We start from the raw sequence: 14572 nt of genomic DNA, 5'->3' as shown, positions 1-14572 counted from the left end.
TCGCCATGCCTGCGCCCGTGGGGCACTACGACGAGCTGCGATTGCAAGGCCAAAGCAAGCACGTGCTGGCACCCCACTGGGCACAGTTTTTCGAGCACCTGGGCTTCGACGGCTTTGGCGATCTGAACCGGCGCCAGCAGAACCTGGAGCAGCAACTGCGTGACAACGGCGTCACCTACAACGTCTATGCCGACGAGGACAGCCAGCAACGCCCCTGGTCACTCGACCTCTTCCCCATGATCCTTCCCCCCGAGGACTGGGCCACCATCGAAGCCGGCGTGCTGCAACGCACCCGGTTGCTGGACCGTATCCTCGCCGACATCTATGGCCCAGGAGATCTGCTGCGGCACTCGCTGCTGCCCCCGGCCCTGGTCCAGGGCCACCCTGGCTATCTGCGTCCCATGATCGGTGTCACCCCGCCGGGAGATACCTGGTTGCACATCGCCGCTTTCGACCTGGCCCGCGGACCTGATGGGCGGTGGTGGGTGGTGTCGCAAAGAACCCAGGCCCCCTCCGGGCTGGGCTACCTGCTGGAAAACCGGATCGTCATCTCGCGCCTGTTCCCCAAAGCCTTCGGCGAGATGCACGTGCAGCGGCTGGCCGCCAGTTACAAGGCGCTCATGCAAGGGCTGTCCAGCCTGTCGCCCAAGGGCCGAGACGCCCGCATCGCCCTGCTCACGCCAGGCCCCTACAACGAAACCTACTTCGAACACGCTTACCTCGCGCGCTACCTGGGCCTGAACCTCGTCGAGGGCAGCGACCTGATGGTGCGCGACCGCCGTGTCTTCCTCAAGACCCTGGACGGCCTGGAGCCGGTGGACGTGCTCATCAAACGGCTCGACGACCAATGGCTCGACCCGCTGGAGCTGCGCAGCGACTCAGCCCTGGGCGTGCCGGGCCTGATGCAGGCCGTGCGGGCCGGCAACGTGCTGCTGGCCAACGCTCCCGGCTCCGCACCGCTGGAGTCCAGCGCCCTGCTGGGTTTCCTGCCCGCCATCAGCGAACATCTGCTGGGCGAACCGCTGGCCCTGCCTTCGCTGGCCACCTGGTGGTGCGGCGAAGCCGCCAGCCTGCAAAGCGGCCTGCCGCTCATCAAGCAGAGCGTGATCAAGAGCACCTGGCCCACCCATGGCAGCGAAGCCGTGATCGGCCCCAGCCTCACCTCGTCGGAGGTGGAACAGCTCACCGGCCGCATCGTGCGCCGGCCCGATGAATACACCCTCCAGGCCTATCTGCCCCTGTCGCATCAACCCACCTGGCGCGCAGGAGACATCGCGCCCCGCGCGGCCATGCTGCGCGTCTTTGCACTGGCCGACGGTCCTCGCTCCTGGCGCGTGCTGCCTGGCGGCATGGTTCGGCTGGCTCCACACGGTCAACAGATCGCCTCCATGCAGCGCGGCGGCAGCAGCGCCGACTGCTGGGTGCTTACCCACGGCGAGGTGGACCGCACCAGCCTCTTGCACAGCGCCCCCAGCACGCTCAGCATGGCGCTGCAAAAGCGTGTGGTCACCAGCCGCTCGGCCGAAAACCTGTACTGGCTGGGCCGCTACACCGAACGCTCGGAAAACGCCCTGCGCCTGGCCCGCACCGCCCTTCGCTGCCTGCAGGGCGAAGACGAGAGCACGCCCGAGCTGATGGCATGGCTGTCGGTCTGCGCCAAGCACAACGGGCTGGTGCTCCCTGCCGTGCCCGACGCCGCACAAGCCCCCCGCGTGTTCGAGCGTTCCCTGGTGGCGATGCTCAGCCCCGATTCAGAAGCCCACAGCGTCGGTTACAACCTGCGCGCCCTGCGCCGGGCCGCCAGCCACGTGCGCGAACGGTTGTCACAGGAACAGCGCAACCTCATCGAACGGCTGGACAGCGAATTCACTGCGCGGATGCAGGGCCTCGGCGAAGACGGCGACTTCGCCTCCCAGCAGGCACTGGAAGCCCTGGAGGAAGCGAGCGAACTGCTGTCGGCCATCACCGGCGCCCAAACCGACCGCATGATGCGCGACGACGGCTGGCGCATGCTCAGCATCGGCCGCCACATCGAGCGGCTGGCCACGCTGTCGCATGCGCTGGCCGAGGCGCTGCAAACCGGTGCAGCGTTCGAGAACAGCGGCTTCGAAGCCCTGCTCGCCTTCTTCGACAGCACCATCACCTTCCACGCCCACTACCAGCAGCGGCGGGACCTCGTGGCCCTGCTGGACATGCTGGTCACGCAGCGCGACAACCCCCGCTCGCTCGCCTGGGTACTCTCCACGCTGCGTTCGCGCCTGAAAAAGCTCCCCAGCGCCCACATCGGCGGTCCCGAGCCGCTACTGGAAGGTCTGCCAAACCCCGATAGCTGGGACCTGATTGCCCTCAGTGGCGCCATGGCCGGCCCGGCCGGCCAGCAAAATGCCTATCTGGCGCTGATCGAACTGCTGCAATCGTGCACCCAAGCCGCCTACGACCTGTCGGATCGGATCGGGCACCTCTACTTCAGCCATGCGGACCGCGTCAACCGCAGCTTCCTGCTCTGACCCCCATGCTGCTGCGCATCTTGCATCACACCCGCTACACTTACCAGACCCCGGTCGTGGTGGCGCAACATCTGGCCCACCTGCGCCCGCTCGAAGCCCCCGGGCAAACGGTGCTCAGCCACACACTCACCATAGAGCCAGAGCCTGTGCTGCGGGAAGAAACACGCGACGCCTTCGGTAACTGGCGCACCTTCTTTGCCCTGGAGAACCCCCACGACACGCTGGATGTGACCGCCTCCAGCCTGGTCGATACCCAGGCCGGCCTGGAACTGGAAGACAGCCCGCCGTGGGAGGCCGTGCGGGATCGACTCCAATACCGCGCCCAAGCCCCCTATGAAGCCAGCGCCGAATTCGTCTTTCCCTCACCCTACGTGCCGCGCCACGACGATTTCGCCGACTTCGCACGCCCGGTGTTCGCCCCCCACCGACCGTTTCTGGATGCCTGCCACGACCTGATGGTGCGCATCCACACCGAACTCGAATACCAGACTGCCAGCACCGAAATCAACACCCCGGCGCGGGACGCCCTGGCACAACGCAAGGGCGTGTGTCAGGATTTCGCCCACATCATGATCGCCTGCCTGCGCAGCCTGGGTCTGCCCGCGCGTTACGTGAGCGGCTACCTGCTCACGCAGCCGCCTCCTGGCCAGCCACGGCTCATCGGGGCCGACGCCTCCCACGCCTGGGTATCGGTGCCCCATGCCACCGGCTGGGCCGACTTCGACCCCACCAACAAGCGCTGCGGCTTGCAACGCCCCGGCGAAGACTATGTCATCCTGGCCACAGGCCGGGACTTTGGCGACGTCTCACCGCTGCGCGGCGTGATTCAGGGCGGTGGATCGCACCAGCTGGACGTGGCGGTGACGGTGGCCCCGGACGCGGAGTTCAGTCGCCTCACGGCAGCATGAATTCAACTGATGACACCGCGGCACGCTCCTGTCTCTGCCTAGAATCGGTTTCCTTGCCGATCCGACACACCCTACGGAGAAACCGCATGAGCGTCTATGACACCCTCAAATCCCTCCACATCCAACTGCCCGAAGTCGCCACACCGGCTGCCGCTTATGTACCGTTCGTGCAAACGGGCAAGCTGGTGCTGCTCAGTGGCCACATTGCCAAGCGGGACGGCAAACCCTGGGTCGGCCAACTCGGCCTGACCACCACCACCGAAGAAGGCCAGGCCGCCGCGCGTGCCGTGGCGATCGACCTGCTGGGCACGCTGCACGCGGCCTGCGTGGCTGCCGGCACCGACCTCGACGGCGTCAAGCGCATCGTCAAGGTGCTCAGCCTGGTCAACTCCACCAACACCTACACCGAACAGCACCTGGTCACCAATGGCTGCTCCGAACTGCTGGGGCAGGTGTTTGGCCCGCAAGTGGGGGCCCATGCCCGCAGTGCCTTTGGCGTGGCACAACTGCCGTTTGGCGTGTGCGTGGAAATCGAGTTGATGGCCGAACTGGCCTGATCGGACAGCGTAAGCCGCTGCCCGCCCGGCTCAAACCAGCCTGAACACGCGCATCGGCTTGAAGCCGAAGCTCGCATCCCGCCCCTTGCGGCCCCGGGCGGCGCGAGCGTTGTTCAGACTGCGGATTTCCAGCGTCTCGTCGCGCAGCTTGCCGCCACGGCCCACGCCTTCGATGCGCACGCTGCGCGTGTACGCCGCCGCGCCGGCCAGCGTGTCCTGGCCGTCCAGGCTGAGCAGCATCAGGCCTCGGCCGCCTTTGGGTTGCCGCTTCAACTCGCTCAGTTCAAAGGTCAGGATCCGGCCTGCGGTGGAGACGCAGCACACGTGTGTGGCCTGCGCCATGGCACTCGCCGCCTCGCCGCCCTCGGGGGCCGTGGGCGGGGCGATCACGCTGCCCCCCTGCCCGGCCAGGCGCACCACCATGCCACCGCTGGCCAGAGACGGGGGGCACAGGGCTTCGCCCTCGTTCAAGCTCACAAAGGCCTTGCCCGCCTTCTGGCGGCTCACCATGTCGTCCACCGTGGCCAGGAAGCCGTAGCCGCCCGAGCCGCTGAGCAGCAGCGTGGTGCCGGCCGCGCCCGCAAAGTAGTGCACCGGCTGCGTACCCACTTCCAGGTCGATCAGCGTGGTGATGGGCTGGCCGTCGCCGCGCGCGCCCGGCAGGCTGGCCACCGGCACGCTGTACACCCGGCCATTGCTGCCAAACACAATCAGCGTGTCCACGGTGCGGCATTCAAAGGTGCCGTACAGGCCGTCGCCCGCCTTGAAGGCAAAGCTCCCCGCGTCGTGCCCGTGGCCGGTGCGCGCACGCACCCAGCCCTTGGCCGACACCACCACCGTCACCGGCTCGTCCACCACCTTGATCTCGGCCACCGCCTTCTTCTCGGCCTGAATCAGCGTGCGACGCTCGTCGCCAAAGGCCTTGGCGTCGGCCTCGATCTCTTTCACCATCAGGCGGCGCAGGCTGCTGGGGTTGGCCAGAATGTCTTCCAGCTTGCCCTGTTCTTCGCGCAGCTCCTTGAGTTCCTGCTCGATCTTGATGGCCTCCAGCCGCGCCAACTGGCGCAAGCGGATTTCCAGAATGTCCTCGGCTTGCCGGTCGCTCAAGTTGAAGCGTGCCATCAGCGCGGCCTTGGGCTCGTCGCTGGCGCGGATGATGGCAATCACCTCGTCGATGTTGAGCAGCACGATCTGCCGCCCTTCCAGGATGTGGATGCGGTCCAGCACCTTGCCCAGCCGGTGCTGCGAACGGCGGGTGATGGTCGTCTGGCGGAAGGCGATCCATTCCTCCAGCATCTGGCGCAGGCTCTTGGGCACGGGTTTGCCGTCCAGGCCTACCATGGTCAGGTTGATGGGGGCAGACGTTTCCAGGCTGGTGTGCGCCAGCAGCGCGGTGATGAGTTCCTGCTGACCGATGCGGCTGCTCTTGGGCTCGAACACCAGGCGCACCGGCGCGTCTTTGCTGGACTCGTCGCGCACGCCGTCCAGCACCGCCAAAATGCTGGCCTTGAGCAGCGTCTGCTCTTGCGTCAGCGCCTTCTTGCCCGCCTTCACCTTGGGGTTGGTCAGCTCCTCGATCTCTTCCAGCACCTTCTGGCTGCTCACCCCGGGTGGCAGCTCCGTCACCACCAGTTGCCACTGGCCGCGCGCCAGCTCTTCGATCTTCCAGCGGGCGCGCACCTTCAGGCTGCCGCGCCCGGTGCGGTAGGCGTCGTGAATGTCGCCCGGCGGGCTGATGATCTGGCCGCCGCCGGGATAGTCCGGCCCCGGCAGCAAGGCAAACAGCTCCTCGTCGGTCAGCTTCGGGGTTTTGACCAAGGCCACGCAGGCGTCGGCCACCTCGCGCAGGTTGTGGCTGGGAATCTCGGTGGCCATGCCCACCGCAATGCCGCTGGCGCCGTTGAGCAGCACAAAGGGCAGGCGCGCGGGCAACTGCTTGGGCTCTTCGGTGGAACCGTCGTAGTTGGGAATGAAGTCCACCGTGCCTTGGTCGATTTCGTCCAACAGCAGCGTGCTGATCTTGGCCAGCCGCGCCTCGGTGTAGCGCATGGCGGCGGCGCCGTCACCGTCGCGGCTGCCAAAGTTGCCCTGCCCGTCGATGAGCGGGTAGCGCTGCGCAAAGTCCTGCGCCATGCGCACCAGCGCGTCGTAGGCGGCCTGGTCGCCGTGGGGGTGAAAGCGGCCCAGCACGTCGCCCACCACACGGGCGCTCTTCACCGGCTTGGCGGGCGTGTTGCTGTTGGGCCCGCCATAGCCCAGGCCCATGCGCTGCATGGCGTACAGAATGCGCCGCTGCACGGGCTTCTGGCCGTCGCACACATCGGGCAGCGCGCGGCCCTTGACCACGCTCAAGGCATATTCCAGGTAGGCCCGCTGGGCGTAAGCAGCCAGGCTGTCGGGGTCGCCCATCGGTTCGGTGGGCCGCGTATCGGATGGAGGCATTGAATCGAAGCTCATGCTTTATTGTCGCCAGGAAGGATCGGCCGGTGATCCACACTCCCGAACCACCCATTCCCTGAACACCGCCAACGCCGGTCTTTCGCCCACTTGCGGCTGGACCAGGTAATAGGCCCGTTGCGCTTTCAAGGGGCGGGCGCACGCCACCACCAGCGCGCCGCTGGCCAGCTCGTCCTGAACCAGCAGGGTGGGCATCAGCGCCACACCCAGACCGCTCATGGCGGCAGCCGCCTGCATGGAAAACAGCTCATACCTGGGCCCCGCCATGGCGCGAGGGGCGTCCACGCCTTGTGCGTCGAACCACTGGCGCCAGGCTTCGGGCCGGGTGGCTTGTTGCAGCAAGGGCATCTGGGCCAGGACATGGGGCTCCACCTCCTGTCCGCCCGTCAAGAGGCGCGGGCTGCACACGGGCAGCACGTCTTCGTCCATGAGGTGCGTGGCCTGGGTGCCGGCCCATTGCTGCAATTGCTGCGCCGTGCCGGCCCAGATGGCGGCGTCTATACCCGTGTCGGTGAACAGAAAGGGGCGCGTGCGGGTTTCAAAGTGCACCAGCAGATCAGGCTGCTCGGCGGCCAGGCGGTGCAAGCGGGGGATCAACCAGCGGGTGGCGAAGGTGGGCACGGCGGCCAGGGTGAGGCTGTCGCCCTGCCCGCGCCGGCCCATGAGTTCCACCGCGTCGCGCTCCAGCGCATCCAGCCGCTGGCTCACGTGGCGCGCATAGTCGGCCCCGGCGGGGGTGAGCACCATGCCGTGCTGGGTACGGCGGAACAGGGGTACGCCCAGAAAGTCCTCCAGCACCGCCACCTGGCGCGACACGGCGCCTTGCGTCAGGTTCAACTCCTGGGCGGCGCGGGTGAAGCTCTGGTGACGGGCGGCAGCTTCAAAGCAGTTCAGGGCCTGGGTGGAGGGCAGTTTGCGTCTCATCTTCAGCGCACACTATCACATCATTCAATACAAAAGCTCATATCTGAAGGAAAAATTTTCGCTTGCCAGTGGGCTGATGTGCTCTTAGCATGGGTCCATCTGCAACCTTCAACATGTGAGACAAACCCATGGCCTCTAACGCACGCTTCTCCTGGTCCGACCCTTTTCTGCTGGACGACCAGCTCACCGACGACGAGCGCCAGGTCCGCGACGCGGCCCACGCCTATTGCCAGGAACGTTTGCTGCCCCGCGTGCAAGACGCCTTCCGCCACGAGAAGACGGACCGCGCCATTTTCAACGAGATGGGTGAGCTGGGCCTGCTGGGCCCGACCATTCCCGAACAGTACGGCGGCGCTGGCCTGAACTACGTGTGCTATGGCTTGGTGGCGCGCGAAGTGGAGCGCGTGGACAGCGGCTACCGCAGCATGATGAGCGTGCAGAGCTCGCTGGTGATGGTGCCCATTTACGAATTCGGCACCGAGGCACAGAAGCAAAAGTATCTGCCCAAGCTGGCCACCGGCGAATGGGTGGGCTGCTTTGGGCTGACCGAGCCCAACCACGGCTCCGACCCCGGCAGCATGATCACCCGCGCCAAGAAGGTGCCGGATGGCTACAGCCTGAGCGGCGCCAAGATGTGGATCACCAACTCCCCCATCGCCGACGTGTTCGTGGTATGGGCGAAGGACGACGAGGGCCAGATTCGCGGCTTCATTCTGGAAAAGGGCTGGAAAGGACTGAGCGCCCCAGCCGTGCACGGCAAGGTGGGCCTGCGCGCCAGCATCACCGGCGAAATCGTGATGGATGAGGTGTTCTGCCCCGAAGAAAACGCCTTTCCCGAGGTTCGCGGCCTCAAGGGCCCCTTCACCTGCCTGAACAGCGCGCGTTACGGCATTGCCTGGGGCGCGCTGGGCGCCGCCGAGGACTGCTTCCACCGCGCCCGCCAGTACGTGCTGGACCGCCAGCAGTTCGGCCGACCGCTGGCCGCCAACCAGCTCATCCAGAAGAAGCTGGCCGACATGCTGACCGAAATCAGCTTGGGCCTGCAAGGCTGCCTGCGCCTGGGCCGCATGAAGGACGAAGGCACCGCCGCGGTAGAGATCACCAGCATCCTCAAACGCAACAGCTGCGGCAAGGCACTCGACATTGCCCGCATGGCGCGCGACATGATGGGCGGCAATGGCATCAGCGACGAATACGGCGTGGCCCGTCACCTGGTGAACCTGGAGGTGGTGAACACCTACGAAGGCACGCACGACATCCACGCCCTCATCCTGGGCCGCGCCATCACCGGCATTGCCGCGTTCTCCAACTGAGCCGCACAGCCCCCTGCCCATGGCCTTACCCGACTTTCGCCCCCCTGCCCCACCCCCGCGCCCGCTCGAAGGCTTGAAGGTGCTGGACCTTTCGCGCGTGCTGGCCGGCCCCTGGGCTGGGCAGATCCTGGCCGACTACGGCGCCGACGTGCTGAAGGTGGAACGCCCCGGCACGGGTGACGACACCCGCGCCTGGGGCCCGCCCTGGTGGGGCGAAGGGCCAGACCGCGTGGCGGCCTACTTCCTGTGCGCCAACCGGGGCAAGCGCTCGGTGGCCATCGACATCGCCAGCCCCGAAGGCGTCCAGCAGGTGCGCGAGCTGGCCCGCGAGGCCGACGTGCTGATCGAGAACTACAAGGTCGGCCAGCTCGCCAAGTACGGGCTGGACGCCCCCAGCCTGCAGGCGCTCAACCCAGGGCTGATCTACTGCTCCATCACCGGCTACGGGCAGACCGGGCCGCTCTCGCACAAGGCGGGTTACGACTTAGCCATCCAGGCCGAAGGCGGGTTGATGAGCATCACCGGCAACAAGGACGAGGAGCCCCAGAAGGTGGGCGTGGCCGTAACCGACCTGATGACCGGCGTGTACGCGGCCACCGCCATTCTGGCCGCGCTGCACGAGCGCCAGCGCACCGGCAAGGGCCGGGTGATCGACGCCGCCCTGTTCGATGTGCAGGTGGCCATGCTGGCCAACCAGGCCAGCAACCAGCTCGTAGGCCAGACGCGGCCCACCCGCATGGGCAACGCCCACCCCAACATCGTGCCCTATCAGGTGTTCCCCACCCGCGACGGGCACATGGTGCTGGCCGTGGGCAACGACGGGCAGTTCACCCGCTTCTGCGAAGCCGCTGGCCACGCCGCCGTGGCACGCGACGCCCGCTTCGCCACCAACCCGGCCCGCGTGGCGAACCGCCAGACGCTGGTCCCCCTGATCACCGATTGGACGCTGAAGCGCGATACTGCCGAATGGGTACGCGTGCTCGACCAGGCCGGCGTGCCCTGCGCCCCCATTCTGGACGTGGCCCAGGTGATGGAACACCCCCACGTGGCCGCACGCGGCATGACGCTGCCGGCACAAGGTGGCCGCCCTCCCATGGTGGCCCACCCCATCCTGTTCGACGGCCAACGCCCCACCGCCGAGTTACCGCCCCCCGCGCTTGGCCAAGCCGAAGCCCAGTGGTTGGCCAGTTAGACCTCTGTCGATCTGTATAGGCCCTGACAGCTACACAGTGCGCAGGAACTGAAAGCGTGCTGTACATGCAGGGCATGGTGGTTTCGGTTTACGCTACGGATTTGTCGTAGCCCACACACCTCAAGAGAGACAACCATGGACATGAAGGCCTCCCCCCTCGCGCAACTGAAAGACCCCACCCTGCTCAAGACGGACGCGCTGATCGACGGCCGGTGGGTGGCAGGTGACAGCCGCTTCGCCGTATACGACCCGGCCACCGGCCAGCACCTGGCCGACGTGGCCAACCTCGGCCCGGCCGAGGCCGAAGCCGCCATCGCCGCCGCCAACGCCGCCTGGGGCGGCTGGAAGAACAAGACCGCCAAGGAACGCAGCAACATCCTGCGCAAGTGGTACGACCTGCTCATGGCCCACCAGGACGACCTGGGCCGGCTGATGACCGCCGAACAGGGCAAACCCCTGCCCGAAGCCAAGGGCGAAGTGGCCTATGGCGCCAGCTTCGTGGAGTGGTTTGCTGAAGAAGCCAAGCGCGTCAACGGCGAAACCCTTCCCCAGTTCGACAACAACCGCCGCCTGCTCGTGCTCAAGCAGCCCATCGGCGTGTGTGCGGCCATCACCCCGTGGAACTTTCCGCTGGCCATGATCACCCGCAAGGTGGCCCCCGCACTCGCCGCAGGCTGCCCGGTCGTCATCAAGCCCGCCGAACTCACGCCACTCACCGCCTTGGCCGCCGCCGAGCTGGCCATGCGCGCAGGCATCCCGGCGGGCGTGCTCAACGTCATCACCGCCGACAGCGCCAACTCCATTGCCATGGGCAAGGTGCTGTGCGCCAGCGACGTGGTGCGCCACCTCAGCTTCACCGGCTCCACCGAGGTGGGCCGCATCCTCATGGCGCAGTGCGCGCCCACCGTCAAGAAGCTGTCGCTGGAGCTGGGTGGCAACGCCCCCTTCATCGTCTTCGACGACGCCGACATCGACTCCGCCGTCGAAGGCGCCTTCGCCAGCAAATACCGCAATGCAGGGCAGACCTGCGTGTGCTCCAACCGCATCTACGTGCAAGAGAGTGTGTACGACGAGTTCGTGACCAAGTTCGCCGCCAAGGTCAAAACCGCCAAAGTGGGCAACGGTTTCGAAGAAGGCGTCAACCAGGGCCCGCTGATCGAGGAAGCCGCGCTGGAAAAAGTGCAGCGCCATGTGGACGACGCCGTGGCCAAAGGCGGCCGCCTGCTGGTGGGCGGCAAACGCCTGCAGGGCCAGTTCTTCGAACCCACGGTGGTGGCCGACGCCACGGCCGACATGCTCTGCGCCCGCGAGGAAACTTTCGGCCCCTTCGCGCCGATCTTCAAGTTCAAGACCGAGCAGGAAGCCATCGATGCCGCCAATAACACCGAGTTCGGCCTGGCCAGCTACTTCTACAGCCGCGACGTGGGCCGCATCTTCCGCGTGAGCGAGGCGCTGGAATACGGCATGGTCGGCATCAACGTGGGCATTCTGGCGACCGAACACGTGCCTTTCGGCGGCGTCAAGCAGTCCGGACTGGGCCGCGAAGGCTCGCATTACGGCATGGACGACTATGTCGAAATCAAGTACCTCTGCGTGGGCGACATCCTGAAGTGACCACGACTTGAATTTTCCCGTCCAGCCCTAAAAATCGTGTGGCAAACGCCCATCGGGCTGTATGGCAAGCCATATGAAAGGAGTGCATCATGGATTTCGACTTCAAGAAACTGGCTCCGTGGAACTGGTTCAAGAAAGAGCAGGAAACCCAGCAAGCGTCCTCCCAGCTTCCCATCAGCAAATCCACGGTACCCGCTGCGGCTCCAGCCACCACGCTGGACCCATTGCTCCAACTCCACCGCGAAGTGGATCGGCTGTTCGATGATGCCTTTCGCGGCTTCGGCCTGTCCTGGCCACGGCTGACGTCACCGGGCCTGGCCGCCTCACCCTGGCCGACGATGCTGCGCCCCTCGCTGGATATTGAGGAAACCGAGAAGCAGTACCGCATCACAGTCGAAGTTCCCGGGGTGGACGAGAAAGACATTCAGTTGACGCTGGAGGATGATATTCTGTGGATCCGGGGTGAAAAACGCCACGAATCAGCGCATCAGGATGGTCACTACCATCGGGTCGAGCGCAGCTACGGCAGTTTTCAGCGTGCACTGAATTTGCCCGCGAATGCCCAGCAAGACAGCATCAAGGCAACGTTTAAAAATGGCGTACTCACCATCACGGTGGACAAACGAGAGATGGAAACCACCCCGAAAGGTCGCACGATTTCGATCCAGACTTGACTCTCGCGCATACCCAGCGCGTTCCGTCCCTAACTGGTGCTTGCACTGGGCCATCGCCCTAGGGGTGTGGAGTGGCCTGGCTCCGGCCACTGCCCTTGCTGAGCCCCGCCCCCAGATCGCGCTCGTCCTGTCGGGCGGTGGGGCACGGGGCTTTGCCCATGTGGGCATCCTCAAAGCCTTGGAAGAGGCCCGTGTGCCGGTGGACATGGTGGTCGGCACCTCCATGGGCGCGATCATCGGCGGCCTGTACGCCAGCGGCATGACGCCAGCCGAATTGGAACGCGAGATCCTCGCGGTGGACTGGAACAGCCTGTTCGCGTCACGTGTCCCCAGGCGCTCGCTCTCGCAACGCCAAAAAGAAGAGGACTTCACCTTCTCCCCCGTATTGCAGCTGGGGTTTCGGGACGGCCAGTTCGTTCTGCCCAGCGGCGCCGTTTCCAGCCGCTCTCTAGAGCTGCTGCTGCGGCGCTACACCCTGCATACACGCGAATTGACCGATTTCGACGAATTGCCCATCCCGTTCCGGGCCGTGGCCACCGACATGGTCAGCGGCGAGGCCGTCTTGCTGCGGCAAGGCGATCTGGCAGCGGCGTTGCGGGCCAGCATGTCGGTCCCAGGCGTGTTCTCGCCGCTGGAGTGGGAGGGCCGATTGCTGGGCGACGGAGGACTGGTCAACAACCTCCCGGTGGACGTGGCGCGGCGCATGGGTGCCGATCGGGTGATCGCCGTCAACATTGGCACCCCACTGGCCAGCCGTGAGAGCCTCGACAGCGTGATTGGCGTCACGCTGCAAATGATCAACATCCTCACAGAGCAGAACGTGCAGCGCTCCACCGCCCTGCTGGCGCTCGACGACCTGCTGCTGCAACCCCAGTTAGGCGACTTGACATCGGCCAGTTTCGACCGGGCCGATGAACTGATACGACTCGGTCTGCAATATGGCGCCAGTGTGGCCGCTTCTCTGGAGCGCTTCGCCCTGCCTGCGCAGGACTACCTTGCTTGGCAGGAGCAACGGCGGCAACGCCACGCCATGCTGATGGACAGCCTGCCCGAGACGCTGGCCTTCGTTCGCCTGCAGGGTGCCGATGAACAGCAAGCCTCCAGGCTGCTGCGTCAGCTCGACGTCCAACCCGGCGACGCCTTGCAATCCGCCGCGGTGGAAGCTGACTTGCTGCGCTTGATCGCGCTCGACAGCACCCGCCGGATCGACTACCGGCTGGAACGCGATCCCGACACTGGGCAGGAGGGACTCACCTACATCCTGGGAGACGATTCAAACGCGGTACACCAATTCCGCGTAGGTCTGGATCTGAGGACCGATTTTCAAGGAATCGGCGATTTCAGCCTGCGCCTCAGCCATACCCGCCGCGACCTGCCGACGCTCGGCACCCAGTGGCGCAGCCATCTGGAACTGGGGGCCACCATAGGTGCCGGGACGGAGCTGTACCATCCTCTGGGGCGAAACCGTCAGGGATTCATCAGCAGCTACCTCGACCACGAGCTGCGCAAAATCGAATGGTTCGACCCGCAGGGCAACCCGTATGCACTGTTCCGGCGCCGCACCAGCCGCATCGGCCTCGATCTGGGCTGGCACCTCGGCCGCACACAGGAAGCGGGCGATCTGCGCCTTGGCCTTCTGGGCGCCAGGCGCCAGTCCACGCCCGACTACGTGAACGCCCCGGAAACGCAAACCATCACCGCCATTGCGTGGACCGAGGCCGCCTGGCGACTGGCCTGGGTAACGGACCAACTCGACCGCGCCCACTTTCCCACGAGCGGCTACCGCTACACGCTGGACACCCAGCAGGGACGCTACCGTGTGCTTGGCCAGCGAACCGATTTCACGCGCTGGAACCTCACTGCCCAACACGCCCTCAGCGACGGCCCACACACCTGGAATGCCTACCTGCGTGTGGCAAGCTCCAGCACGGTAGCACCCGGTGCCGTGGACGAATATGCCCTGGGCGGCTTCCACAACCTTTCGGGTTACCGGCTGGGACAGCTGGCAGGCAACCGCCTGGCCCTGTTGCGCCTGGGCTATTACCAGCGGCTGCCCTACCAGCCTGGCCTCGTCCGCAGCCTGTACGTGGGCAGCACCTTGGAAACCGGCGCCGCCTGGACGAATGGCCCGCTGGCCCCACCGGGCTCTGAGCAGCGGCGCTGGCGCCTGGGCTCCAGCCTTTACATCGGGGCGGACACGGGCATCGGCCCGCTGTACCTGGGGCTGGTGCATGCGCCACAGGGCTACACCGGGGTGTACTTCGTGCTGGGCCGACCTTGAGCCGCGTCAAGGACTGGCTGCGATTGCGGTAAACTCGCTGGTCATGCGGCTGTCGTTCAATGGTAGGACCTGAGCTTCCCAAGCTCAAGACGTGGGTTCGATTCCCATCAGCCGCTCCATCATCTTGTAGGCGTTCCAAGCGGCC

General features: G+C 65.9%; 10 protein-coding genes and 1 tRNA gene. 9 read left to right on the top strand and 2 right to left on the bottom strand.

Translation table 11 applies throughout. From position 1 onward, the window contains the following. The first annotated feature begins 5 nt into the window (after window positions 1-5). From HZS63_RS09105 to HZS63_RS09095, 3 genes are all read left to right on the top strand, one after another. Window positions 6-2507: a circularly permuted type 2 ATP-grasp protein gene (locus HZS63_RS09105; RefSeq protein ID WP_180683760.1), complete on the top strand. Its 2502-nt coding sequence runs from the start codon at window positions 6-8 to the stop codon at window positions 2505-2507. Window positions 2508-2512: 5 nt separating this feature from the next. Continuing rightward, window positions 2513-3415, top strand: a complete 903-nt coding sequence (locus HZS63_RS09100) for a transglutaminase family protein (RefSeq protein ID WP_180683721.1) — start codon at window positions 2513-2515, stop codon at window positions 3413-3415. 86 nt (window positions 3416-3501) lie between these two features. Continuing rightward, complete coding sequence (locus HZS63_RS09095; protein ID WP_180683720.1) at window positions 3502-3972, top strand: RidA family protein; 471 nt, start codon at window positions 3502-3504, stop codon at window positions 3970-3972. 30 nt (window positions 3973-4002) lie between these two features. On the opposite strand, the gene parC is transcribed toward HZS63_RS09095, so the two are convergent. Both parC and HZS63_RS09085 read right to left on the bottom strand, forming a co-directional pair. Continuing rightward, window positions 4003-6429 (bottom strand): DNA topoisomerase IV subunit A, encoded by a 2427-nt coding sequence (gene parC / locus HZS63_RS09090; RefSeq protein WP_180683719.1) that lies wholly within the window; start codon window positions 6427-6429, stop codon window positions 4003-4005. Window positions 6430-6432: 3 nt separating this feature from the next. Next, window positions 6433-7353, bottom strand: a complete 921-nt coding sequence (locus HZS63_RS09085; RefSeq protein WP_180683718.1) for a LysR substrate-binding domain-containing protein — start codon at window positions 7351-7353, stop codon at window positions 6433-6435. A 128-nt stretch (window positions 7354-7481) separates the two neighbouring features. On the opposite strand from HZS63_RS09085, the gene HZS63_RS09080 reads away from it, so the two are divergent. The 6 genes from HZS63_RS09080 (at window position 7482) to HZS63_RS09055 (ending at window position 14546) form a co-directional block, all read left to right on the top strand. Beyond that, window positions 7482-8666: an acyl-CoA dehydrogenase gene (locus HZS63_RS09080; protein ID WP_180683717.1), complete on the top strand. Its 1185-nt coding sequence runs from the start codon at window positions 7482-7484 to the stop codon at window positions 8664-8666. Between the two features lie 19 nt (window positions 8667-8685). Continuing rightward, window positions 8686-9858 (top strand): CaiB/BaiF CoA transferase family protein, encoded by a 1173-nt coding sequence (locus HZS63_RS09075; RefSeq protein ID WP_180683716.1) that lies wholly within the window; start codon window positions 8686-8688, stop codon window positions 9856-9858. 135 nt (window positions 9859-9993) lie between these two features. After that, complete coding sequence (locus HZS63_RS09070) at window positions 9994-11472, top strand: NAD-dependent succinate-semialdehyde dehydrogenase (protein ID WP_180683715.1); 1479 nt, start codon at window positions 9994-9996, stop codon at window positions 11470-11472. Between the two features lie 89 nt (window positions 11473-11561). Further along, window positions 11562-12146, top strand: a complete 585-nt coding sequence (locus HZS63_RS09065) for an Hsp20/alpha crystallin family protein (RefSeq protein WP_180683714.1) — start codon at window positions 11562-11564, stop codon at window positions 12144-12146. 40 nt (window positions 12147-12186) lie between these two features. Then, window positions 12187-14427, top strand: a complete 2241-nt coding sequence (locus HZS63_RS09060; RefSeq protein WP_180683713.1) for a patatin-like phospholipase family protein — start codon at window positions 12187-12189, stop codon at window positions 14425-14427. A 45-nt stretch (window positions 14428-14472) separates the two neighbouring features. After that, a tRNA-Gly gene (locus HZS63_RS09055) sits at window positions 14473-14546 on the top strand. The last annotated feature ends 26 nt before the right edge of the window (window positions 14547-14572 follow it).

It is taken from the genome of Tepidicella baoligensis (genome assembly GCF_013432195.1).
Taxonomy (GTDB): Bacteria; Pseudomonadota; Gammaproteobacteria; order Burkholderiales; family Burkholderiaceae_C; genus Tepidicella; species Tepidicella baoligensis.
This window is presented reverse-complemented; position numbering and strand designations above follow the sequence as displayed.